Below are 23578 nucleotides of genomic sequence, written 5' to 3' on the forward strand. Positions count from 1 at the left end.
CCCTCCCTTCTGCAAGCCGTGTCATGTGCGCTGCACCTCCGGGTGTTGATGGTCGGACCGCTAGGCGTTGGTCAAGGGGAGAGCGTCGCGGAGTCTGCGCCGGAACCGCAGGTCAGCGGAGGATGCCGTGAGCCAGAGAGACCCGCCGCCCCTGGTGTCGATGACCCTGCCCTCCCAGGCGGCGTCACCAGCTTCCTTCAGCAAGTCATCGCCGAGTCCGCTGATGAGTTGATGGACCCGGTGCTGCCATATCTGGCGTCGCTCATGGGGATCGTGCCCGGGCTTGAGGTCCCGCAGCCACGCACGGAACGGTCCGTCCAGCGTGGCGAAACCGAGATCACGTGCGGCGGCCTGGGCTACGGAGGGCTCGGCCCCGGCGGCCTGAGCCAAGTCTGCGGCGAGGTCACCCAAGACGGCATAGACCGTTTCCTCGGCGTCACTGACCGCGCCGATGGCGGCTTGGCACAGAGGACTGTCTTGGTCGTGCAGCAGCACCACGGCCATCTTCACCCCGTCGTCCACCACCTCGTCGATCACCGACTGCTGGGTGCCGTACACCGCGCCGAAGAGCCGGGCCCGGATGAGGAAATCCTCCTCCAGACAGTCCTCGACGGTGAGTCGGGCGACCCAGTCGAGGATGCGCGGCCGTACGAATTTGGCGGGCTCCTGACGCTGGCCCGCATCCTTCACTGCCCCTGTCACCAGGGCTGCCAGGCCGCGCCAGGCGGTGCGGGTGGGGTCGTGCTCGCGCGGCAGGTAGACCTGGGGCTCGCGTAGCTTCTTCTCCTGAACCGGGCTGCGTCGCCAAGCGGTCATCGGCTCATGCTGTTGTTTGTTACGCGGGGTCAGTGGATCGCCGTAGCCGAGTACCACGCCATGGACGCCGTCAGCGTCGTAGTGCAGCCGGAGCCGACGGGACTGCCAGGTGTACAGGTCACGTACCCCCGATGGCCGGGAAGCCAGCTCTACGGGATCCGCCTCGCCCGGCCCCGGCGGTTCACGGCGCCAGGCGGGGCGGTCATCCTTGCCGGACCGCAGGTTCTCGGTGTCCGTGGCGATCAGGTTGAGCAGCAGGGTCTCGCGAAGGTCCGCGCCCTCGGCGAGCACGCCGCCCAGGTTCCCCGCCCAGCCAACGCCCTGCGGATACCCCTTGCCACCCTTGACCCGGGAGTCGCCCACCGCACCTGACTTGATACCAGAGGGGTCGTACGCGTGTGCGTGCACGACCCAGCGGGCGGCCTCCGCGAAGCCGAGCCGCCCGGCGCCCTGTGCCCGCATCGTGAAGAACCGCTCACCGTTAGGGACATCGGCGACGATACGGTCCAGCGAAGCCACTTCGTTCTTCGCCGTATGCAGCCCGGCGACCTGGAAGAACGGTGTCTCGGGATGAAGCAGGTCAAAGCGCTCGCGATGTTCGTCGAGATAGGCCGCGATGTCGTCGCACGGCAGCCCGTCCTCCCGCAGGACGCTCCAGGCGTCGAGGTCGGCCGGTCCGTCGACCGCGTCATGCACAATCGCCAGCAGCAGCCGTAGCAGCGCGAACTCCTGCGTGGGTATGTCCCCGACGAGCCGTCGCAGGTTTTTGGCCTCCGCGAAGACGTCCAGAAGGGACAGCTCCGATTCGGCGTCGCTGAGGTCCTGAACCGGTATCCATGGCTGGGAGATCAGGTCAAAGGACTGAACGGGGCGTTCACTCGGCACGGGTCACCTCGAGGCCGTCGGTGCGGGTGTAACGGAGGTCAAAGCCTGCCAGCCGGGCACGACAATCCTCGTCCAGCACCAGGAGCAACTCTCCGGCCAGCCAGTGGGACTCCTTGGTCTGCCAGGCCGGGACGCATACGGCCTCCATTTCTTCGATAGCCCGATCCAGCACATCGGGGAACGAGAAGTGGTAGGGGAGCCGCAGCCCGCTTGCCGCGACGATGCGCGCAAGCCTGGGCGCGGGCACCGCGTCGGTGGGAAGTTCCAAGCCGCCGCATCCGTCGCTCAGCCACGGCATGGTCGTCAGCGCGCCATCGGCGCGCCGCTGCACGACCAGCACTTCCAGGCTCTCCTGGCTGTCCCTGACCTGTGCCCGCCCGGCGCGGGTGTCATCGGCGTCCCCGACTCCGGCATCGATCCAGCCCACCAGGGCACGGCCGTCTCGCCCTACGTCACCCAGCTGGAAAACATGAGCGCTCTCCTGCTGCTTCGCCTGCTTCAGGTCATGCTCTTCGCGTGCCTGGGCCATCACTTCCTGCCACTCCGCCGGGCCCTCCGTCTGTGGGCCATATGCCCGCTGGACCAGCGGGCTGATGTCCTCGGGCAGCCGCACCGTGCGGTCCGTCCCGGCGGCCCCGGCCAGGTATGGCTCCAGTACGGCCAGGGAGCGCAGCAGCGCGTATCTCCCGTAGATCCGGGAGGAACCCCTTACCGGCTCGGGCGGCACGTGTTGCCAGTCCGTACCGGTTATCAGGCAGCGGGCGGTACGCAGTTTGGGCGGCCGGTCGCTCTGCCCCTTACCGCGCAGGTGGCGGTGCAGCCGTCCCATCCGCTGCAGCAGCAGATCGACCGGGCACAGATCTGTCACCAGCAGGTCAAAATCAATATCGAGGGACTGCTCCACGACCTGGCTGGCAACCACGATGTGCCTGTCGTCTGGGCGCTGGCCCCCGCTCTTTTCGGGCGGACCGAAGCGGGCCAGTAGCTCAGCGTCCTTCGCGGCGCGGTCCAGATCAAGGAAGCGGGCGTGCGCGACGGTGACTTGCCCGGTGCCGAACCGCTGCCGCAGGTGCGCGGCCGTATCCAGCACGCGGTCCACGGTGTTGCGCACCACGAGAGCGCAGCCGCCGTCGGACAGCTCGTCCGCCAGCCGGTCGGCCAGCGCGTCGAGGTCATCATCGAAGCGCTCAACTCGTACTTCTGTACGGCGGCCGGATGCCTCGGGGACGCCGGTGCGGGGCGCCGATCCGGACGTGACCGCAGCCAGCAGCGGATACCCGTCTGTCTTCTCCAGCTCGGCGAAACCGCCCCCGGCCGAGGACGTCCCGGCGTACGCCTCGGCCAGCTCGCGACGCCGGCGCGCGGGCAGGGTCGCTGACAGCACCACCACCGGAACCTGGTAGGCGCCCAGCCATGACAACACGCGGTCGAGGTACGCGTTCATATATGTGTCGTAGGCGTGCGCCTCATCGATCACGAGGACCTTTCCCGCTAGGGCGAGATGACGCAGTGCCAGGTGGCGGCTTTTGAGTCCCGCGAACAGCAGCTGATCGATGGTGCCTACCGCGAACGACGCCAGCATCCCCTTCTTGCGGCCACGCAGCCAGTGATGTGCGACTAATTCCGCCGAGTCGGCCCGCATATCCTGGCCGTGCCGCCGGGTGTTGCCCTGGCCGTCCTGGTCAACCGCGGCGACTTTCCGTCCGTAGTTGCTTGAGCGCAACAGACCCGAGTACTCCTTGTTGAGCGCGGCCTTTGAGTGCGCCAGGAATACGGAATGCGCACCGGGCTCGGCTCGTTCGTCCGGGAGCCGCCCCAGCCAGTCGAGCAGCCGAGGGAACATGGCGTTTCCCGTGGCCATGGTGGGCAGCGCGATGAAGCAGCCGCCCGCTCCGGTACGGGCAGCGAAGATCTCGGCAACGGCGAGCGCGGCCTCCGTTTTCCCCTCACCCATCGGGGCCTCGATCACCATCAGGCCAGGGGCGGGCATCTCGCGCGCCATCCGCACCGCCGCTTCCTGCACCGGCCGGACGCGTGCACCGGGCGGCAGGGAAAACCGGGCGGCGAACAGTTTTGCTGGGTCTTCGTCGGGCTCCACCGCCCGCCACGGAGGCGGCAGGCTCAGGCCGCGCCAGGCTGCCTCGACGCGCTCGGTGTCCGTCCGGGGCGGTTCCTCAGGAAAGTACGGGAAAAGATCCGGATTACTGGCGATCCAGTCCGCGACGATGACGAGCGCGGTCAGCAGGACCTGCACCGATTGGGGGAGCTTCACATGCTGCCAGTCGGCCAGCTGTTCTCTTACGCCGCACGCCTCCGCACAGGCGTCGAGCAACTCCTCTTGCACGGTATGCCACAGCGGCTCGCTGCCAGGAGTGCGCAGCAGCTCGGGGCGAACTGTCAGCTGCTGGATATCCGAAGAGGTCGGCGGCACACCGTGGTGGCCTCCGGCGACAATCGCGAATTGGGTGGTGGCCGCCTTGGACCAGCCGTGCCGCTCGTTCAGCCACTGACGAAGAAGCCGCTGTCCCGCCAAGCCGTGCGGGGCGAGACGACGGTCGGCCATCTGCTTCTGCAACGGCATATCCAGCCCTGCGGCCCGCATGGCATCGGCCAGCGACTCCACCTGGCAAGCGAAGGCGGGTGTGGCCTTACCGATGTCGTGGGTGGCCGCCAGCCACACCGCCAGCCGCCGCGCGTCTCCGGCTCCGCCGGGTAAGGCCATTGCTACGAGCCGCTGCACATGGCGGGGCAGCCACTGGTCCCAAAGCAACCCGGCGACGGCCGCACTGTCCGCCATATGCCGCCACAGCGGCAGCCATCCATCGGTGGGCCGGTCATGCTTGGCCCACACCGCACATGCGGCCGAGGATAGCCCTGCTCCCAGCCGGGTCCGGGTGGGCTGATCGGTATCCATGGGAGCTATCTAAACCCAACGTGACTCCGATGATGTGATGAGTAGCAAAACGTCCCCCAAGCTGCTTGCGTGACGGTAGAGTTCAGCGGCCTCTGGCGCCGTCGAAGGGGGTTTTAATTCCCTTATGTCCGATCCTTCGAAACTATGCGGAACAGCATCCTGTCCCGGATAAACACGCAGGTCACCGAGTCTGCTCCCCGCGCATGCGGGGATGGTCCCGCCGCCTATCTGGCCGCAGCTTCAAGCGGCCACTGCTCCCCGCGCATGCGGGGATGGTCCCGTCGCCTTGACGACTCCTTGCCCGCTGTAGCGCTGCTCCCCGCGCATGCGGGGATGGTCCCTGCGCTCCCGTCTAGACGCCCTGGGCATCTCCCTGCTCCCCGCGCATGCGGGGATGGTCCCAGCCAGCGGGCCACGGCCCGTGAGCCGACTGTCTGCTCCCCGCGCATGCGGGGATGGTCCCCTGGAGTTCGACTACGACGATCCGGTCCCCGACTGCTCCCCGCGCATGCGGGGATGGTCCCGCCAGGGTCTTCAGGTCCATCGGTGTCTCCAGCTGCTCCCCGCGCATGCGGGGATGGTCCCTCCGCCAGCGCCTTCCAGCTGTCCGTCCACGCCTGCTCCCCGCGCTTGCGGGGATGGTCCCGGGCTGTCGTGCGGGTCCTCCATTCGCGAGGCCTGCTCCCCGCGCTTGCGGGGATGGTCCCAAAGCCGACGACCTGCTGGACACGGTCAACGACTGCTCCCCGCGCTTGCGGGGATGGTCCCTCAGCCACCCCGTCCGGGGTGAGCTGGAGGCTCTGCTCCCCGCGCTTGCGGGGATGGTCCCGGCGGGGAGGGGGAAGGGGTGCGGCCGCAGGGCTGCTCCCCGCGCTTGCGGGGATGGTCCCCGCTAGGGACGCGTCGTCAACAGCGAAGACCTCTGCTCCCCGCGCTTGCGGGGATGGTCCCTGGCCCATCGGCAGTATTCCAGGAAGGAAAGTCTGCTCCCCGCGCATGCGGGGATGGTCCCTCGGCATGGAACCAGACGAGGTTCTGCGCCTGCTGCTCCCCGCGCATGCGGGGATGGTCCCCGCGGCCACCGGGCCCATCTCGATCTCACCGGCTGCTCCCCGCGCATGCGGGGATGGTCCCGCCGACCGTGCGATCCGCCAGCTCCACCGGCACTGCTCCCCGCGCATGCGGGGATGGTCCCGCCCTGTGGGATCTTGCCCGGCTGGTGGGGGCCTGCTCCCCGCGCATGCGGGGATGGTCCCGGGTTGGTGAAGCCGAAGTCGACAACCCACCACTGCTGCCCGCGCATGCGGGGATGGTCCCCGCTATGTCATCCCGGAGTGGGGGAACCGGCACTGCTCCCCGCGCATGCGGGGATGGTCCCGGCGCCAGCGGACCACAGCGGCTCGAGCCCGTCTGCTCCCCGCGCATGCGGGGATGGTCCCGCCACGCACCGCCGCACGGCCGCCGGAAGGATCTGCTCCCCGCGCATGCGGGGATGGTTCCTCCTGGAGTCGTCGTGCTCCCCGTGCAGCGGGGATGGTCATACGCCCCGGGGCGGGGCAGGCGCTCCGCGCGCTCGTGGGGGCTCGGGTTCGGGGACTACACGCCACAGCAGGGCGGAGCGTTCTGGGAGGTCGATGACTGTGCCGGCTTTGTGGAGGGTGGCTGGGGGGTGGTGTTGGTTCTCTTGGGAGGTGTCGATGAGGAGTTCGTAGGTGGTGGCCCAGGGTGGGCCCGGGAGGGGGAAGCGGAGGGGGTGGTGGGCTGCGTGGAGGAGGGCCAGGAAGCTGTCGTCGGTGACGGGGTCGCCCTTGGCGTCCCGGTGGGGGATGTCGCGGCCGGAGAGGTAGAGGCCGATGGTTGAGCTGGGGGCGTACCAGTCGGCCTCGGTCATTTCCGTGCCGTGGGGGGTGAACCAGGCCAGGTCACGCAGGCCACCGGGGGCGTGGGGGCGGCCGGAGAAGAAGGCTTTGCGGCGCAGGACCGGGTGGGCGCGGCGTAGGGCGATGAGGCGGGTGGTGAGGTCGAAGAGGGCTTGCCAGGCGGGGTCGTCGAGGAGGGACCAGTCGAGCCAGCTGGTCTCGTTGTCCTGGCAGTAGGCGTTGTTGTTGCCGTGCTGGGTGCGGCCCAGTTCATCGCCCGCGACGAGCATGGGTACGCCGGTGGAGAGCAGCAGGGTGGTGAGGAGATTGCGGAGCTGGCGGCGGCGGAGGGCGTTGATGTCGGCGTTGTCTGTTTCGCCTTCGGCGCCGCAGTTCCAGGCGCGGTTGTCGTTGGTGCCGTCGCGGTTGTCCTCGCCGTTGGCCTCGTTGTGCTTGTGCTCGTAGCTGACGAGGTCGCGCAGGGTGAAGCCGTCATGGGCGGTGATGAAGTTGACCGAGGCGTAGGGGCGGCGGCCGCCCCAGGCGTAGAGGTCGCTGGAGCCGGAGAGGCGGTAGCCGAGGTCGCGGACGTCGGGCAGGGCGCCGCGCCAGAAGTCGCGTACGGCGTCGCGGTAACGGTCGTTCCACTCGGTCCACAGGGGTGGGAAGGCGCCTACCTGGTAGCCGCCGGAGCCGACGTCCCATGGCTCGGCGATGAGCTTCACCCGGCGCAGGACCGGGTCCTGGGCGATGACGGCCAGGAAGGGGGAGAGCATGTCGACGTCGTGCATGGCGCGGGCGAGCGCGGAGGCGAGGTCGAAGCGGAAGCCGTCGACGCCCATCTCCTGGACCCAGTAGCGCAGTGAGTCGGTGATCAGGCGCAGCACCTGGGGCTGTACGACATGGAGGGTGTTGCCGCAGCCGGTGTAGTCGGCGTAGTGGCGGGGGTTGTGGGCGAGCCGGTAGTAGCCGCGGTTGTCGATGCCGCGCAGCGAAAGGGTGGGGCCGAGTTCCCCTGCCTCGGCGGTGTGGTTGTAGACGACGTCGAGGATGACTTCGATTCCGGCGGCGTGCAGGGCGCGGACCATCGCCTTGAACTCGCCGACCTGCTGGCCGCGGGTGCCGTGCGCGGCGTATGCGGCGTGTGGGGCGAAGTAGCCGATGGAGTTGTAGCCCCAGTAGTTGCGCAGGCCGCGGCGCAGCAGGTGGTCCTCGTGGGCGAACTGGTGGACGGGGAGCAGTTCGACGGCGGTGATGCCGAGCTTCGTCAGGTGTTCGAGGGCGGCCGGGTGGGCCAGGCCGGCGTAGGTGCCGCGCAGGTGTTTGGGGACGCCGGGGTGGCGCATGGTGAAGCCGCGGACGTGCAGTTCGTAGAGGACCGTGTCGGCCCAAGGGGTCTTGGGGCGGCGGTCGTCGCGCCATTCGTCGTCGGGGCCGCTGTTGTGGATGACGACGCCCTTGGGGACATGCGGTGCGGAGTCGTGGTTGTCGCGTACGGTGTCGGCGAGCTGCTGCTGTGGCCAGTCACGGACATGGCCGTACACCTCGGGGGGCAGCCGGAAGTCACCGTCCACCGCCCGCGCGTAGGGGTCGAGCAGCAGCTTGGCCGGGTTCCAGCGGGCGCCGGACCAGGGGTCCCAGCGGCCGTGTACGCGGTAGCCGTAGCGCTGTCCGGGCTGGACGCCGGGCAGAAAGCCATGCCAGATCTCATGGGTGAGTTCGGTCAGTGGGCAGCGGCTCTCGCGACCGGCGTCGTCGAAGAGGCAGACTTCCACGCCTTCGGCCCCGCCCGCCCACAGTGCGAAGTTGGTGCCCGCCACCCCGTCAGGGCCCATCCGGTACCGCGCGCCGAGTGGCTGTGGGCTGCCGGGCCAGACCAGCCTGGCCGGTGCCTCCTGCACGGGCGGTGGTGTGCGGTCCGGTGTGACCGCTTGGCGGTGGCCGTTCACCGGGGGCGCGGCGACGGCTGCCCGCTCGTTGTGGGCCAGCCCGTCTTCGGGTGCCTGCGACATAGGTACGCTCCCCCGTTTCGCGGCTCGGCTGGGCGGCGGTGCGCGGTGTCCCGGCCGCAGGGGTCTGTCGCCCAGTCCTCTTCCCGATTCTTCCCGAAAGGGCCATGCCATTCACACGCGTGATCGACCCGGTTCACCCCTCTGAGCAAGATCGTTTGAGGCGTTGTGACGGTGCGATGGCCGCGGATGGCGGCATTGACGGTGGCCTTGGTGATGCTGGCGGTGTGTGGACTGGTGGCCGAACCGAGTCCGCACGCGGAGGCCATTCGGGTGACGCCGGTGGACGGGGCGAAGGGGGTACGGGCCTCGGGGCCGCTGGAGGTGGGCGGGTCAGCGCTGAGCTGAGGGGACCTCGTCGGCGTAAATGTCCTGGAGCTGTCACAACTGGATTTCCTGTGTACCTCCCTGACCTGGCTGTGTGGTTATCTAACCGGGAAAAGGCGCGGGTCGCGCGTCGGGGCGCCGCCGGGGCGGGCTGCGCGAGGGGAGAAAGTCATCTTGATTGTGTGGGGTATACGTACGGGGGGCGGCGGTTCGCCAGCACTGAGGAGTGGGCTGCTGGCCCTCCTGCTGGGGACGCTGCTGATGATGGTCACGGCCTGCGGCGGCGATTCCGCAGCGGACAAGGCCAGGACCGGTACCGTGAGCAGCGGGCAGGATGAGGAGGCCTCCGAGGCGGTCGTGACGATAGCCCCGGAGAATGGCGCGGAGGGTGTCGCCACCTCGGGCGCGCTCAAGATCACTGCGGTGAAGGGGAAGTTGACCTCGGTCCGGGTCAAGGACTCCGAGGGCAACGAGGTAGCGGGGGAGATCGTCAAGGGGGGCGCGGCCTGGGAGCCGGAGCGCCAGCTGGCCACCGCGACGAAGTACACCGTGGATGCGGTCGCCAAGGACAGTGAGGGCCGCGAGTCGGCCAAGAACTCGACCTTTACGACGATCGTTGCGAAGGACAGCTTCATTGGTTACTTCACCCCCGAGGATGGCTCCACGGTGGGTGTCGGTATGCCGGTGTCCATCAATTTCAACCGAGCCATCGCCAACCGGGAGGCCGTTGCGAACGGCATCGAGGTCACGGCTGAACCGAAGGTGGAGATCAAGGGTCACTGGTTCGGCAACCGGCGGCTGGACTTCCGGCCCAAGGAGTACTGGAAGCCTGGTACCAAGGTCACACTGAGCCTGAAGCTCAACGGTGTTGAGGGTGCGTCCGGGGTCTATGGCAGCCAGCACAAGGATGTGTCGTTCACCATCGGCCGCAGCCAGGTCAGCACGGTTGACGCGAAGAAGAAGACGATGGTCGTCCAGCGCGACGGCAAGACGGTCAAGACCATTCCCATCACCGCTGGTGAGCCGAAGAGCACCACATGGAACGGCAAGATGGTGATCAGTGAGAAGCACAAGGTGACCCGGATGAACGGTGACACCGTGGGCTTCGGCGGTGAGTACGACATCGAGGATGTGCCGCACGCAATGCGGCTGAGCACGTCCGGCACGTTCATCCACGGCAACTACTGGGCGGGCAAGGCGACCTTCGGCTCGGCGAACACGAGCCACGGCTGTGTGGGGCTCTTCGACAAGCGGGGCGGTAACGACAAGTCCACTCCGGCCGCCTGGTTCTTCAAGAACTCGATCCTCGGCGATGTCGTCGAGGTGGAGAACTCCCAGGACAAGGTCATCGCTCCGGACAACGGCCTCAATGTCTGGAACATGGACTGGAGCCAGTGGGGCGCCAGCCAGTAAGCGCGGCACATCACAGGCGGCGGCAGGGGACACGTTCGTTAACGGGCGTTACCCTGCCGCCATGACTGTGAATCTCGAAGTCGCCGACGGTGTCGGCACCATCCGGCTGGACCGTCCTCCGATGAACGCGCTGGATATCGCCACCCAGGACCGGCTGTTTGAGCTGGCCGCGGAGGTGACCCGGCGCGACGATGTACGGGCCGTGGTGATCTACGGCGGCGAGAAGGTGTTCGCGGCGGGCGCGGACATCAAGGAGATGCGGGACATGGACCACGCGGCCATGATCGCCCGGTCGCGTGCGCTGCAGGACTCCTTCACCGCCGTGGCCCGTATCCCCAAGCCCGTGGTGGCCGCGGTCACCGGTTACGCGCTGGGCGGCGGATGTGAGTTGGCGCTCTGCGCCGATATCCGGATCGCCGGGGAGAACGCCAGGCTCGGCCAGCCCGAGATCCTGCTGGGGCTGATCCCGGGTGCGGGCGGCACCCAGCGACTGTCCCGGCTGGTCGGCCCGTCCAGAGCCAAGGATCTGATCTTCACCGGGCGCCAGGTCAAGGCCGAGGAAGCGCTCGCCATTGGGCTTGTCGACCGGGTTGTCCCGGCCGAGGAGGTCTATACGCAGGCGCACGCCTGGGCAGCCAAGCTGGCCGCGGGGCCCGCCATCGCGCTGCGCGCCGCCAAGGAGTCGGTCGATTTTGGCCTTGAAGCGGACATCGACACGGGGCTCGCGATTGAACGCAACTGGTTCGCTGGTCTGTTCGCTACCGAGGACCGGGACATCGGCATGCGCAGCTTTGTGGAGGAGGGGCCGGGCAAGGCCAAGTTCCGCTGACCGATGGCTGGTTGTTGTTGACGGATGTCCGTCAACAACAGCCGGTACGTCCGTTCGTGTCTTGTCTCCGCCTTAGCTAAACCTTAAGGAAGCCTTAAATACAGGCCGATTAGCGACCCCTGGTGATCAACTGCGCACCGGGCGTTACCGCAGGTCGTCAGGGTGAGTGGACTATGTGACTGCCTTCGGCATATGCCTTTGTAGTGGCTGGTAACCGACGGTCGGCCGACGGGGATTCACTCGGTACGGCCCCGGAGCATTAGCTATCAGGCCATGATGGGGGCATGCCGGGACTGGAACACGCGGCACCGCGGGTGTCGACGCTCGAGAGCGAAATGGTGACCAACGCCGTCCATTGGGTCGGAGACCTAACCTTTGGCGAGGTGCATCTGCCCAACCGTCCGGAGTCCGCCCGCCGTGCCCGGCGGATGGCCGAGTCCGTCCTCCACGGACGCTGGCACCTACCGGGCCATCTCACCGAGCAGGCCGTACTCCTCGTCTCCGAGCTCGTGGGCAACGCCGTGCGGCACACTGGCGCCCATACCTTTGTACTGCGTATGTCCTGCCGCCGCGGCTGGATCCGCATCGAGCTGCGTGACCCCTCGCGGGGGCTGCCCTGTCTGCTGCCGGTGCATGACCTCGATACGAGTGGGCGTGGCCTGTTCCTGGTGGACAAGCTTTCCGATCGCTGGGGTGTGGATTTGTTGCCGCGTGGCAAGACGACGTGGTTTGAGATGCGGGTCGGCGAGCACTGAGGTGGGGCCGGTACGGTGCGGGTGGTTCGGCGGGGCGGGGTTCCCCAGCCCCGCCCCTTCCCGTAACCGGGGCTCCGCCCCGGGGCCCGGGGTTGGCCGGGTGCGGTCCGGTGGCCGGGTGTTGTGCCCACCCTCCCCCATAGCCTTAAGGGCATGGGGGGACCCCCATCGCCCCTCGGGCGGCCCGAGTGCCCACAACGGTGGGGAGAGGGCCCGAGTGCCCACAACGGTGGGTGAACTCGGGTTCCGGGAGAATGGGGGGTGTGGACTATGGAGAGTTGTTGAGTGAGGCGATGGAGGCGGCTCGGCCGGTGCTGGGGCGGGGCGCCCCCGCTGACTACATTCCCGCGCTGGCCTGCGCCGATCCCGCTGACTTCGGGATGGCGCTGGCGACCGTGGACGGTGAGGTGCACGGGGTCGGCGAGTGGCGTAAAGCCTTCTCCATCCAAAGCGTCTCCAAGCTCTTCGCCCTCGCGCTGGCGCTCTCCCATGGCGGCACCACACTCTGGCAGCGCGTCGGCCGGGAGCCCTCGGGCAACCCGTTCAACTCACTGATCCAGCTGGAGTCCGAGCACGGCATCCCGCGTAACCCGTTCATCAACGCGGGTGCCCTCGTGGTCACCGACGCCCTGCTCAGCCTGACCGGTGACGCCCGGGGCGCCGTGGTCGACTTCCTGCGCGCCGAATCAGGCAATATGTCCATCGACACGGACCACGCCATCGCCGCCTCTGAGGCCGGGCACGGCCACCGCAACGCGGCGCTGGCCCACTTCATGGCCTCTTTCGGCAACCTCCACAACGAGGTCGAGGAGGTCCTGGAGCACTACTTCGCCCAGTGCTCCATCAGCGCTGACTGCCGTGACCTCGCACTGGCGGGCAGCTTCCTCGCCCGCCACGGGCTGCGCGCCGATGGCAGCAGGCTGCTGGGCCGAGGCGACGCCAAACGGATCAACGCCGTCCTGCTCACCTGCGGCACCTATGACGCCGCGGGGGAGTTCGCCTACCGCGTCGGCCTGCCCGGTAAGAGCGGGGTCGGCGGTGGCATCCTCGCCATCGTCCCCGGCCGGGGCGCGATCTGTGCCTGGAGCCCGGGACTGGACGCGGTCGGCAACTCGGTGGGCGCGATGGCCGCACTGGAGGACTTCACCAGCCGCTCCGACTGGTCGGTCTTCTGACCGGGTCCTGACCGGGTTCGCGCTCAGCGTGCCGTGCGTCGGCCGGTGCCTGCTCTGCGGCGGCGGTCATTGCAGAGCAGGCACTTGCCCCAGGTGGGCGGCAGCGGGTCCTCCTGGTCGCCGTACAGCGGATCGACCGCCCCGCGTGGATGCTCACGGCATCCGGTCGCCCCGCCGTGTTCGGCCTCCAGCGTCCGTACCGTGGCCAGTGCCCGGCGCAGGGCGTCGGAGACCTCCGCCAGCTGGCCGGTGGATGGGGTGCCCTCCAGCGCGAAGGCGATATCGGACGCGGTGTGCAGCGCGGTCTGCAGCTCGCGGACATCTGCGTGACTCATATCCGGGAGCCTAGGCGGGGCCACTGACAGTCCGGCGGGACTCGTGTAGGCGGCGGCCCGGTGGGTACCGCGACGGGGACTGTTTCTGAGCCACGCAGTCATCAGCGGATCCAGCAGGGAGGCGCGCGATGGTCGCCCAGCGGTGGCTGGTCGAGGAGGTCGCTGCCCGGGCGCGGCTCGCCGGTACCGAGGAAGCGGCCCAAGCCGTACGGGTTACGGTGGCCGCGCTGGCCCGGCGGCTCGATATCCCCCAGCGGCGCAGGCTACGGCAGGCGGTGCCGGGGCCCGAGCGGGATGCCGCGTTCGCCGCCGTCCCCACCGTGGGCGGCGGCAACGCCGAGCTGCTGGAGGAGATCAGCGGCTACGTGGGAGGCACGCCCGAACACGTCCGGTATATCGCCCGGACCGTGCTCTCCCGGATCGCCGAAGCAGAACCGGAGCTGGCGCGGGAGATCCTGGCGCATCTGCCGACCGAATTCAGGGAACTGTTCTCGCCGCCGGATCCCTGTCCCGAGCGGATGAGCACCGCGACCGGCGCCCCGGCACCGCTGACCCCCAGCGAGTTGGATACCGCGCTGCGGCTGCGTCCCGCCTGGAGCGGGGACGGCCACCGGCTGCTCCGCACGGTGACGCTGCCGGACGACCGGCTGGCGCAGCTGCTGGACCGGGTCCAGCGGGAGGCGGCGGAGCTGAACCACCGGATCGACTATGAGCAGACCGGTGAGGGCATGACGTTCATCCTCCGTACCCGTACCCGTACCGCGGAGGCGGTCACCGAGCTCGACCTGACGCTGGCCGACCGTATTGACGTCGCCATCGAGGCTTACAGGTGATCGCGGGGGATGACGTGATCCCAGTTGCGGGAGAAAGCCCTGCGGGCGTCCTCATATCCGTCGAGCTGTGCGTGGAGCAGAAACTCATCCTTGGTGCAGGACAGGTACGTGCGCGTGACGGTACGGACCTCCCAGTCACCCCGCTGGAATGTCATCGTCCCCACCACTTCGCCCCACACCGACTCAAAGTCATCCGCCAGCCAGCAGTACCGCTGGTACACACGGCGCCCCACTTCCAGGTCGATGTCCTCAAACCGTACGACCCCGGCGTCCTTCACCACCTCCAGCGCCGAGCGGTACCTGACGAGGTCACGTGAGACGGTCCACTTCTCCTCACCTGGCTTGATCTTGGTGGTGCGGATCGGGGGTGTGCCTTCCGGCTCATCGAACGGGTGCGGCGTCACCTCGTCGGCCTCGGTGATCGGCCGTACCGGCAGCACCAGCTGGCTGGCCCCGGCGAATACGCTCATCCGCACCGGCCGCGGTGGTGGCCAGGCCACTGGCCAGTAGGAGGTGGACAGCGACAGCCGGATCCGGTGGCCGGCGGGGAAGAGCTGCGCCACGCCGTTGAGCTGGATGTCCACCCGGTAACGGCGGCCGGGCTCCAGAGGTTCCGGGGTGCTGTCGCCGTTGCGGTGGGTGAGGTTCAGCATCCCGAAGGTGACCCGGGTCGCGCGACCGTCCGGGGATACATCGGACAGCCGGACGGCCACCATCGCGATGGGTTCGGTGACCGCGACCTCCAGTTGCGCGACGGGGGCGCCGAGAATCTCGCATGGCTCGCTGAGTACATCGCTGTTGAACACCAGTGAGCCGCCGTCCTCCTCCCGTTGGTCGTAGGGCAGGTCGGGGGGCGCGGCGTAGGAGCACCACTTTCCGGCGAACTGCCCTACCGACAGCGGTGACTCAACGGTTATCTCTTCCTCCTCGATCTGTTCTCCCGGCTCGCGGACCCGGTACCGGGAGAGCGGGTACTCGGTCAGCCGGGTGTGCGGGGACGGCCACGAGGGCTCACCGACCCAGCGGCCGGGGCGTTCCACATACGCGGTGAACGGGGGCATGCTGTCCTGCATCCAGACGCGCAGCATCGGCTCCTTCGTCACACCGTTGTCGATGTTCTTCAGCCAGCGGTCCCACCAGCGCACCACTTCCTGCAGATACCCGATGGCCGGTCCCGGCTCCCCCAGATGCGGGTACTTGTGCGACCACGGTCCGATCAGGCCCATGCGCGGGACCTCGAGATGCTCCATCAGCCGGAAGACCGCGTTTGAGTATCCGTCCGCCCATCCACTGACGGCGAACACCGGGCACCGTACCGCCTGGTAGTTCTCGTTCACCGAGCCATGCCGCCAGTAGTCGTCCCGCCGCTGGTGCTGCAGCCACTCATGCAGCCACAGGCCGCTGTCCGCGAGCCTTTCCAGCCACATCTCCCGCCAGCGCTCGCCGACCAGTGCCGGGTCGGGCGGGCAGGAGGTGTGGGCGAACATGGTGGACGCCTCCGAGAGGTTGTCCGACAGCAGGCAGCCGCCCATGAAGTGCATATCGTCGGAGTAGCGGTCGTCCGTGAAGGAGGCGATGGCGATGGCGCCCAGGCTCGGCGGCTGCCGGGCGGCGACCTGCAAGGCGTTGAAGCCACCCCAGGAGATGCCCATCATGCCGGTGTGCCCGTCGCACCATGGCCGGTCGGCGAGCCAGGCGAGGACCTCTTCCGCGTCACGCAGTTCCAGCTCCAGGTACTCGTCGGTGAGCACCCCCTCGGACTCGCCGGTACCGCGCAGGTCGACACGTACGCATCCATAACCGTGCCCTGCCATATAGGGGTGGTTGATGGAATCGCGCACCGCGGTGAGGTCCCGCTTGCGATAGGGGATGTACTCGAGGATCGCGGGCACCGGCTCGTCATCGGAGGACACCGGCCGCCAGATACGGGCCGCGAGCCGGGTGCCGTCCGACAGCGGAATCCACAGGTGTTCTTCCTCCTTGACCGGGTACGGCAGTGAGGTCACCTCACGCATGACTGCCCTCCTCGTCGTCTTCGATGCGGAAGTCCAGAGCCGCCACGCAGCGGTCGTACTTCTGCTCCAGTTCCCGTTCGTCGACTGCCGCCACATCGATGTGGGCGAGCTCGTAGCTGTAGCTGTCGTGGGTCTGTGGCAGCTCGGACAGCCGCTTGCCCTCATCGACGGCATAGATCACCTCCACTCCGGGGATCTCCCGCTGCAGCCGTTCGATGTCCTCGTCCGTGGCCCGGTGCCGGACCCGCCCGTCACTGAAGTGGCGCAGGAAGCACTTGGCCGCGAGCGCGTACGGGCCCTGCCGGAAAGGTAGCCGCGGGTCCACGCCCAACGCGAGGCTGATCATGCAGTGGTGGTTGGGGATTCCGTCGACCTGCTCGAATATCCAGGCGTGGGACTGGGAGTGCCGCGGGTTGATCTCCAGCAGGCTGATGCTGCCCTCCTCGGGATGACAGAAGTACTCGATACAGAACGTCGAGTTGTCCAGCCCGATCTGCGCCATCACGCGTTTTGAGACGTCTTCCAGCCGCCGCAGCATATGGGGCGGCTGCTTGGACGGGTACTGATACCGCAGGAAGCTGGACCTGCCGGGATAGGTGAGTGAGTCCACCACCCCGTAGATGTCGATGTGCCCTTCGCGGCTGTAGCCCTCCACGGTGACCTGCGCGCCGGACAGCGACTCCTCCACCAGACACGCCTGGCCACCGGCCTTGGCGATCTCGGGCGGCAGGTCGAGCTGCCGGAGAATGTACTCAAACGACTGGCCGATCTGGCCCAGGCCTTCCCGGACCTCCCTTACCGCGGTGCGGAACTGCTCGTCATCCTCCACCCGGTAGGCGAGCTGGGAGGCGTAGGACTTGACCGGTTTGACCCACAGCGGATACCGCAAGCCCTCCGGCGGATGGGCAGGACGATCGAGGTCGACCAGCGCGAACCGGGGATGTTCCTCGATCACCTTCTGCTGTTCGAGCCTGCTCCAGTATTTGTGCTCGCACTTCAGAACCGCTTCCAGGCTGGGCCCCCGGAGCCCGAAACGGCGGCACAGGATCGGCGCCATCGTGCTGACCGGGAAGTCCCAGTAGCCGACGATCGCGTCGATCTTCCCCTCGAACGCCATGAGCTGCCGCTGCGCCCGGTCCAGCAGCTCGGACACCGGGATCTTGCTGTACTGCAGTTCCTCCCGGCTCAGCAGTGCGTGGAACCGGTAGCTCGCGGCGTTCGACACATCTCGCAATGTCTCGTGGCTCTTCTCCTCGAGCCCGAGCACGAATATGTTGGCGTGCTCCATCCAGGCCTCCTAGCGGAGCCCCCGTAACCCGGTTTGCCCTGATCACGGCGATCAAACGTTCGGCGATACATGCCGGACGGTGACCGCTGTGCGGGAGGAGCTGGACCGTGCCTCAGCACTGGGCCCCATCACTGGGCCTCAGCACTGGGCCTCAGCACTCGATGATGTTGACCGCCAGGCCGCCGCGGGCGGTCTCCTCGTATGTGACGTTCATGCTGGCCCTGGCAGCGATGACTCCCTCGACCTGGGGATTCGGGCTCAGTTTCTTGATCCATCCGGTCGCCAGGTCCAGGTCGGCCAGCGCAGGCCGACCTGGACGTCATGATCAGACGAGGTCGAACCGGTCGAGGTTCATCACCTTGTGCCACGCCGCGACGAAGTCGTTTACGAACTTCTCCTTCGCGTCATCGCTCGCGTAGACCTCCGCGAGCGCGCGCAGCTCGGAGTTCGACCCGAAGACGAGGTCGGCACGGCTGCCGGTCCACCTGACCTCGCCCGTGGCGGCGTCGCGGCCCTCGAACGTGTTCGCGTCCTTGGACGTCGCCTTCCACGTCGTGCCCAGGTCGAGCAGGTTGACGAAGAAGTCGTTGGTCAGAGACCCGGGAGTCGTGGTGAAGACGCCGAGCGGTGGCTGCTGGTAGTTCGCGTCCAGGACACGGAGGCCACCGACGAGGACGGTCAGCTCGGGGGCGCTCAGGGTCAGCAGGTTCGCCCGGTCGATCAGCAGGTACTCGGCCGGCAGCCGGTTGCCCTTCCCGAGGTAGTTGCGGAACCCGTCGGCGGCCGGCTCGAGCGCGGCGAACGACTCCACGTCGGTCTGCTCCTGCGACGCGTCCACGCGGCCCGGCGTGAAGGGGACCTCGACGTCGACGCCGGCGTCCTTGGCGGCCTTCTCGACGGCCGCGCACCCGCCGAGCACGATCAGGTCGGCGAGCGAGACCTGCTTGCCGCCGGTCTGGGCGGCGTTGAAGGCTTCCTGGATCCCCTCCAGGGTGTGCAGCACTGTCGCCAGCTGGTCGGGGTCGTTGACCTCCCATCCGCTCTGCGGCTGGAGGCGGATGCGCGCACCGTTGGCGCCGCCGCGCTTGTCGCTGCCACGGAAGGACGAGGCCGACGCCCACGCGGTGGACACGAGCTGGGACACCGACAGGCCTGAGGCGAGGATCCGGCCCTTGAGAGAGGCGATGTCCTCGGCGTCGACGAGCTCGTGCGCCACCGCGGGGAGGGGGTCCTGCCACAGCAGCGTCTCGGCCGGAATCTCCGGGCCGAGGTAGCGCACGATCGGGCCCATGTCGCGGTGGGTCAGCTTGAACCACGCCCGGGCGAAGGCGTCCGCGAACTCGGCGGGGTTCTCGAGGAAGCGTCGCGAGATCTGCTCGTAGGCCGGGTCGAACCGGAGCGAGAGGTCGGTCGTCAGCATCGTTGGGGCGTGGCTCTTCGACGGGTCGTGGGCGTCGGGGACGGTGCCTGCCCCGGCGCCGTCCTTCGGCCTCCACTGGTGCGCACCCGCGGGGCTCTTGAACAGCTCCCACTCGTAGCCGAACAGGATCTCGAAGAAGCTGTTGTCCCAGGTCACCGGGGTGTTCGTCCATGTGCCCTCGAGACCGCTGGTGATCGTGTCGCCGCCCTTGCCGGTGCGATAAGAGTTCCTCCAGCCGAGGCCCTGCTCCTCGAGCGGGGCGGCCTCGGGGTCGGGGCCGACGCTGTCCGCCGGGCCCGCGCCGTGGGTCTTGCCGAAGGTGTGGCCGCCCGCGATCAGGGCGACCGTCTCCTCGTCGTTCATCGCCATCCGGCGGAACGTCTCACGGATGTCGCGGGCCGCGGCGATCGGGTCCGGGTTGCCGTTCGGGCCCTCCGGGTTGACGTAGATGAGGCCCATCTGGACCGCGCCGAGGGGGTTCTCCAGCTCACGGTCGCCGGTGTAGCGCTCGTCGCCGAGCCAGGTGGTCTCGGGGCCCCAGTAGACGTCCTCGTCGGGCTCCCAGACGTCCGCACGACCGCCGCCGAAGCCGAACGTCTTGAAGCCCATGGACTCCAGGGCGACGTTGCCGGCGAGGATCATGAGGTCGGCCCACGAGAGGCTCTGGCCGTACTTCCTCTTGACCGGCCACAGCAGGCGGCGAGCCTTGTCCAGGTTCCCGTTGTCCGGCCAGCTGTTGAGGGGGGCGAAGCGCTGCTGGCCGGCTCCGGCACCGCCGCGGCCGTCGCTGATCCGGTAGGTACCCGCGCTGTGCCACGCCATCCGGATCATGAACGGGCCGTAGTGCCCGAAGTCGGCGGGCCACCAGTCCTGCGAGGTCGTCAGCACTTCCGCGATGTCCCGCTTCACTGCCGGGAGATCGAGGGTCTTGAACGCCTCGGCGTAGTCGAACTCCTCGCCGAGGGGGTTTGCCACGGCGGGGTTCTTGGCGAGAACCTTCAGGTTGAGCCGCTCAGGCCACCACTGACGGTTTCCGCCGCCCTGAGTCGGGTGCGGGGCGCGCCCGTGCGCGACCGGGCAGCCATCCGCACCCTCCGTTTTCGCGTCTGTGACGATTGCATCATGGTTCTCAGACATGGGAATCCTTCCGGACCAGGCGGATCACGGTGCTCATGAACTGCGGGTGAACAGTCGGGACACAGGCCCCAGTAGATGACCTCGGCCTCGTCGATCGGGAAGCCGTGGCCGTCGGACGCGATCAGGCAACAGGGGCCTCGTCGAACGCAGTTGACGTCGGCGATGACACCGCACGACCGGCACACGACGTGTTGGTGGTTGTCCCCGCCTCGACGCCGAGGTGATCACCGTCCCGGACGAGCTCGAGCAGCGTGACGCTGGCGGCCGTACCCCGCAAGTCGGCACCGCGCAGCTCCTCGGCGGTGTCCCGTCACGTCCTGTCTCCCGCCGTACTGGAGTCTTCCTGCCCCCTTGGCTATTGCCGGAACCGATCCTACGATGGACAGGGTCTAAGTCAAGAAGCGCATCAGGCCTGTATCCAATGGGAACTCGGACGTCCACGGGTGAACTTCGCGTATTCCACCGAACCTGGATAGGTGCACCGATATGAGTGACCTGCCGGAGCGACTGCGAGGGCGTGGCTGGCGGATGACCTCCCAGCGGCGTGTCGTTGCGGAGGTCCTCGACGGCGAACACATGCACCTCACGGCCGACGAAGTGCACGCCCGCGCGGCGCAGCGGCTGCCTGAGATCTCCCGGGCGACCGTCTACAACGCCCTGGGCGAGCTGGTCTCCCTCGGTGAGGTCATAGAGGTCTCCCCCGAAGGCCGCGCCAAGCGCTACGACCCCAACGCACACCACCCGCACCAGCACTTGGTGTGCTCCAACTGCGGCACCATCCGCGATGTCCACCCCACCGGCGATCTGCTCGCCGACCTCCCGACGGAGGAACGGTTCGGCTTCACGGTGTCCGAGGTCGAGGTCACCTACCGCGGGTTGTGCCCATCCTGCGCCTAGAACCGTTTCCTTGCGGACCTGGATACGCCCGTGGGGCACCCGCAGATCACGACGTCTCGAAACCGACCGCCCGCAGCCGACTCGCCGCGCCCCGGTCCAGCAGCACCACCGACACGCACCCCACCGGAACACGCCCCCGCTCGGCGTCCCGTACCAGCCGCCCCACCGCCCGGCAGTGGTGGGCGAAGGCGTACCGCGAGACGCCCCGGCCCCGCTCCCGCTGGCCGGCGAGCGCGGCCTCCGGCCGCACATCGAGCAGCAGCAGATGCAGGCCCCGGCCGCGCCGTGCCGCCTCCCGGGCCAGCCAGCGCCGCACCCAGGCCCGGGTGCCGCAGTCGTGGACGACGACGCTCCCGCCGGAGCGCAGCTCCCGCCACAGCCCGGCGTAGTGCGCGAGCCGTACCAGGGGGCGGTACACGGCGTACGGGAGGAAGCGCGGCATCCGCAGCGCCCAGCGGTCCCGGCTGTCCTGGGAGTCGATCCGGGACACCGCCACCGCCCGCTCGATCAGCGTGCTCTTGCCGCTGCCTGGCAGACCGGAGACCACAACCAGGTCACCCTCCTGGAAGGCCAGGTTCCGAGGCGTACGCCCCGCTCTGCCCCGCAGATCCCGTATGACCGGACCGGACCGCAGAGAACCGGTCCCCTCGCCACACAACGGCCCCGCCACCACGGCGGACCCCACCGCAGCAGAGCCCGACAGCTCCCGCACCACTACCCCCACCGACTCACCGCTCGTCATGGCGTACACACACAGAGACCGTAATGCGCGCAGGCTCAGGACCCGGCCGCAGGCCGTCCTCGCGGACCTCGCCTACTCATTCCGTGCCCTCCGCGGACCCCTCCGCCGCTGCGGCATCCGCGCAGTCATCCCGCAGCCCACTGATCAGACGGCCAACCGCCACAAGTAATGGCGCGGCCCAGCGATGCGAACCGACCAACTCGCCACCGCCTCAGGCCGCACTCCACCTCGCCGCCATCCTCATCTGTACCCGACGCTGACCCAAGAGACTGAGTCTAGCCGCGAGTTCGGGCCAGCCAGCCGGTGGCGGGTCTGCGGGTGACTGATCGTAACGGCCCGACCCGCCGCCGCTTCCGCCGACCTCGGCCGTCAGCAACGGGCGGTCACCCTCGCGCAGGCGCATGCGGCGCATCCCGAGGGACATCCCAGGGACTGTTCAGGGAGGGCCCCTCCCGTCAGCACTCGATGATGTTGACCGCCAGGCCGCCGCGGGCGGTCTCCTTGTATTTGACGCTCATATCAGCGCCGGTCTCCTTCATGGTCTTGATGGCCTTGTCGAGGGAGACATGGTGGCGGCCGTCGCCGCGCAGCGACATCCGGGCGGCGGTGATCGCCTTCACCGCGGCCATGCCGTTGCGCTCGATGCAGGGGATCTGGACCAGGCCGCCGACGGGGTCGCAGGTGAGGCCGAGGTTGTGCTCAATGCCGATCTCAGCGGCGTTCTCCACTTGCTCCGGCGAGCCGCCCAGCACCTCGGCGAGGCCGCCGGCGGCCATGGAGCAGGCAGAGCCGACCTCGCCCTGGCAGCCGACCTCAGCGCCCGAGATGGAGGCGTTCTCCTTGAAGAGCATGCCGATCGCGCCGGCCGCCAGCAGGAAGCGGACCACACCGTCTGCCCTTCCCGCGTCGCTGTCCCCGCCGGGCACGAAGTTGACGTAGTAGTGCAGCACCGAGGGGATGATGCCTGCCGCGCCATTGGTGGGGGCGGTGACGACCCGGCCGCCCGCCGCGTTCTCCTCGTTGACCGCCATGGCGTAGAGCGTCACCCACTCCATGGCGTGGGCCTCGGTGTGGCCCTCGGCGCGCAGCTGACGGGCGGAGGTCGCCGCGCGGCGGCGGACCTTGAGACCGCCGGGGAGGATGCCCTCCTGGGACATCCCCCGGGCCACACAGTCCCGCATGACCTGCCAGATCTCCAGCAAGCCCGCGCGGATCTCCGCCTCGGTGCGCCAGGCCTTCTCGTTCTCCAGCATCAGCGCGGAGACGGACAGGCCCGTCTCCCGGGTGAGCCGCATCAGCTCGTCACCGGTACGGAAGGGGTACGTGAGCTGGGTGTCGTCGAGCTTGATGCGGTCTTCGCCGACCGCGTCCTCGTCGACGACGAAGCCGCCGCCGACCGAGTAATACGTCTTCTCCAGCAGTGGGCGTCCCTCGGCGTCGTAGGCGAAGAGCGTCATGCCGTTGGCGTGATACGGCAGGGAGCGGCGCCGGTGCAGGATGAGATCGGTGTCGAAGGCGAAGTCGATCTCGTGGGCATCGCCGATCTCCGTGCCGAGCAGCCGCAGGCGCCCCGCTGAGCGGATACGGTCCACCTCGTCATCGGCGGTCTCGACATCGACGGTACGGGGGGAGTTGCCCTCCAGACCGAGCAGGACGGCCTTGGGCGTGCCGTGGCCATGGCCGGTGGCACCAAGGGAGCCGTAGAGCTCCGCGCGGACCGAAGCCGTCTGGGCCAGCACGCCTTCGTTCTTGAGACGACGCGCGAACATCCGGGCCGCGCGCATCGGGCCTACCGTGTGTGAGCTGGAGGGGCCTATGCCGATGGAGAAGAGGTCGAAGACGGAGAGGGCCACGTGGCGGACTCCTATGTCAGCGCTCGTGGTGTGAGCGGTGGTGCGACGGTGGACGCCTGGGCGCCCCGCTAGGGGT

Annotated in this window: 16 protein-coding genes, 2 pseudogenes and 1 CRISPR repeat array; of the genes and pseudogenes, 8 read left to right on the top strand and 10 right to left on the bottom strand. The window is 68.4% G+C overall.

The annotated features are described in order from the left end of the window. Positions 1–60: 60 nt before the first annotated feature. The 3 genes from casA to glgX all read right to left on the bottom strand — a co-directional run bounded on the left by casA (position 61) and on the right by glgX (position 8486). Positions 61–1701, bottom strand: a complete 1641-nt coding sequence (gene casA, locus test1122_RS19675; RefSeq protein WP_232270485.1) for a type I-E CRISPR-associated protein Cse1/CasA — start codon at positions 1699–1701, stop codon at positions 61–63. Continuing rightward, entirely contained in the window at positions 1691–4615 is a 2925-nt protein-coding gene (cas3, locus tag test1122_RS19680; RefSeq protein ID WP_422397017.1) for a CRISPR-associated helicase Cas3', read from the bottom strand. Before cas3 ends, casA begins: the two co-directional genes overlap by 11 nt. A 190-nt stretch (positions 4616–4805) precedes the next feature. Further along, positions 4806–6115: a CRISPR direct-repeat array (repeat unit 29 nt; unit sequence CTGCTCCCCGCGCATGCGGGGATGGTCCC). Positions 6116–6152: 37 nt separating this feature from the next. Further along, positions 6153–8486, bottom strand: a complete 2334-nt coding sequence (gene glgX, locus test1122_RS19685; RefSeq protein WP_232270486.1) for a glycogen debranching protein GlgX — start codon at positions 8484–8486, stop codon at positions 6153–6155. Positions 8487–8672: 186 nt separating this feature from the next. Here glgX and test1122_RS19690 point away from each other — a divergent pair, with 186 nt between their 5' ends. From test1122_RS19690 to test1122_RS19710, 5 genes are all read left to right on the top strand, one after another. Continuing rightward, positions 8673–8831: a hypothetical protein gene (locus test1122_RS19690; RefSeq protein WP_232270487.1), complete on the top strand. Its 159-nt coding sequence runs from the start codon at positions 8673–8675 to the stop codon at positions 8829–8831. 153 nt (positions 8832–8984) lie between these two features. Continuing rightward, positions 8985–10223, top strand: a complete 1239-nt coding sequence (locus test1122_RS19695; RefSeq protein ID WP_422397018.1) for a L,D-transpeptidase — start codon at positions 8985–8987, stop codon at positions 10221–10223. 61 nt (positions 10224–10284) lie between these two features. Further along, the gene (locus test1122_RS19700; protein WP_232270488.1) at positions 10285–11052 is read left to right on the top strand and encodes an enoyl-CoA hydratase/isomerase family protein; all 768 of its coding nucleotides are present in this window, start codon (positions 10285–10287) and stop codon (positions 11050–11052) included. Between the two features lie 284 nt (positions 11053–11336). Then, positions 11337–11807 (top strand): ATP-binding protein, encoded by a 471-nt coding sequence (locus tag test1122_RS19705; protein WP_422397019.1) that lies wholly within the window; start codon positions 11337–11339, stop codon positions 11805–11807. A gap of 263 nt (positions 11808–12070) precedes the next feature. Further along, a complete protein-coding gene (locus test1122_RS19710; protein ID WP_422397020.1) occupies positions 12071–12982 on the top strand; it encodes a glutaminase in 912 nt (303 codons plus the stop codon). Positions 12983–13005: 23 nt separating this feature from the next. Here the strand turns inward: test1122_RS19710 and test1122_RS19715 are convergent, their stop codons facing one another. After that, complete coding sequence (locus test1122_RS19715; RefSeq protein ID WP_232270489.1) at positions 13006–13317, bottom strand: hypothetical protein; 312 nt, start codon at positions 13315–13317, stop codon at positions 13006–13008. A gap of 128 nt (positions 13318–13445) precedes the next feature. Between test1122_RS19715 and test1122_RS19720 the strand changes: the two genes are divergently transcribed. Continuing rightward, entirely contained in the window at positions 13446–14150 is a 705-nt protein-coding gene (locus test1122_RS19720; RefSeq protein ID WP_232270490.1) for a DUF2267 domain-containing protein, read from the top strand. Here the strand turns inward: test1122_RS19720 and test1122_RS19725 are convergent. The 4 genes and pseudogenes from test1122_RS19725 to test1122_RS19740 all read right to left on the bottom strand — a co-directional run. Beyond that, the gene (locus test1122_RS19725; RefSeq protein WP_232270491.1) at positions 14141–16165 is read right to left on the bottom strand and encodes a CocE/NonD family hydrolase; all 2025 of its coding nucleotides are present in this window, start codon (positions 16163–16165) and stop codon (positions 14141–14143) included. The genes test1122_RS19720 and test1122_RS19725 overlap by 10 nt on opposite strands. Then, positions 16158–17453: an ATP-grasp domain-containing protein gene (locus test1122_RS19730; protein ID WP_232270492.1), complete on the bottom strand. Its 1296-nt coding sequence runs from the start codon at positions 17451–17453 to the stop codon at positions 16158–16160. Before test1122_RS19730 ends, test1122_RS19725 begins: the two co-directional genes overlap by 8 nt. 325 nt (positions 17454–17778) lie before the next feature. Beyond that, positions 17779–20010, bottom strand: coding sequence for a catalase/peroxidase HPI (gene katG, locus test1122_RS19735; protein ID WP_232270493.1), 2232 nt, complete (start codon positions 20008–20010; stop codon positions 17779–17781). A gap of 41 nt (positions 20011–20051) precedes the next feature. Beyond that, positions 20052–20302: pseudogene (locus test1122_RS19740) on the bottom strand (transcriptional repressor); the annotation flags it as partial. A 194-nt stretch (positions 20303–20496) separates the two neighbouring features. Here test1122_RS19740 and test1122_RS19745 point away from each other — a divergent pair. Beyond that, positions 20497–20907: a Fur family transcriptional regulator gene (locus tag test1122_RS19745; protein WP_232270494.1), complete on the top strand. Its 411-nt coding sequence runs from the start codon at positions 20497–20499 to the stop codon at positions 20905–20907. A 46-nt stretch (positions 20908–20953) separates the two neighbouring features. On the opposite strand, the gene test1122_RS19750 is transcribed toward test1122_RS19745, so the two are convergent. Continuing rightward, complete coding sequence (locus tag test1122_RS19750) at positions 20954–21649, bottom strand: AAA family ATPase (RefSeq protein WP_422397089.1); 696 nt, start codon at positions 21647–21649, stop codon at positions 20954–20956. A 31-nt stretch (positions 21650–21680) separates the two neighbouring features. Between test1122_RS19750 and test1122_RS19755 the strand changes: the two are divergent. Then, positions 21681–21909: pseudogene (locus tag test1122_RS19755) on the top strand (IS5/IS1182 family transposase); the annotation flags it as partial. A 195-nt stretch (positions 21910–22104) separates the two neighbouring features. Here the strand turns inward: test1122_RS19755 and test1122_RS19760 are convergent. Further along, positions 22105–23502, bottom strand: a complete 1398-nt coding sequence (locus test1122_RS19760) for an L-serine ammonia-lyase (protein ID WP_232270496.1) — start codon at positions 23500–23502, stop codon at positions 22105–22107. Positions 23503–23578: the final 76 nt, after the last annotated feature.

This window comes from Streptomyces gobiensis, from assembly GCF_021216675.1.
In the GTDB taxonomy this organism is placed as follows: Bacteria; Actinomycetota; Actinomycetes; order Streptomycetales; family Streptomycetaceae; genus Streptomyces; species Streptomyces gobiensis.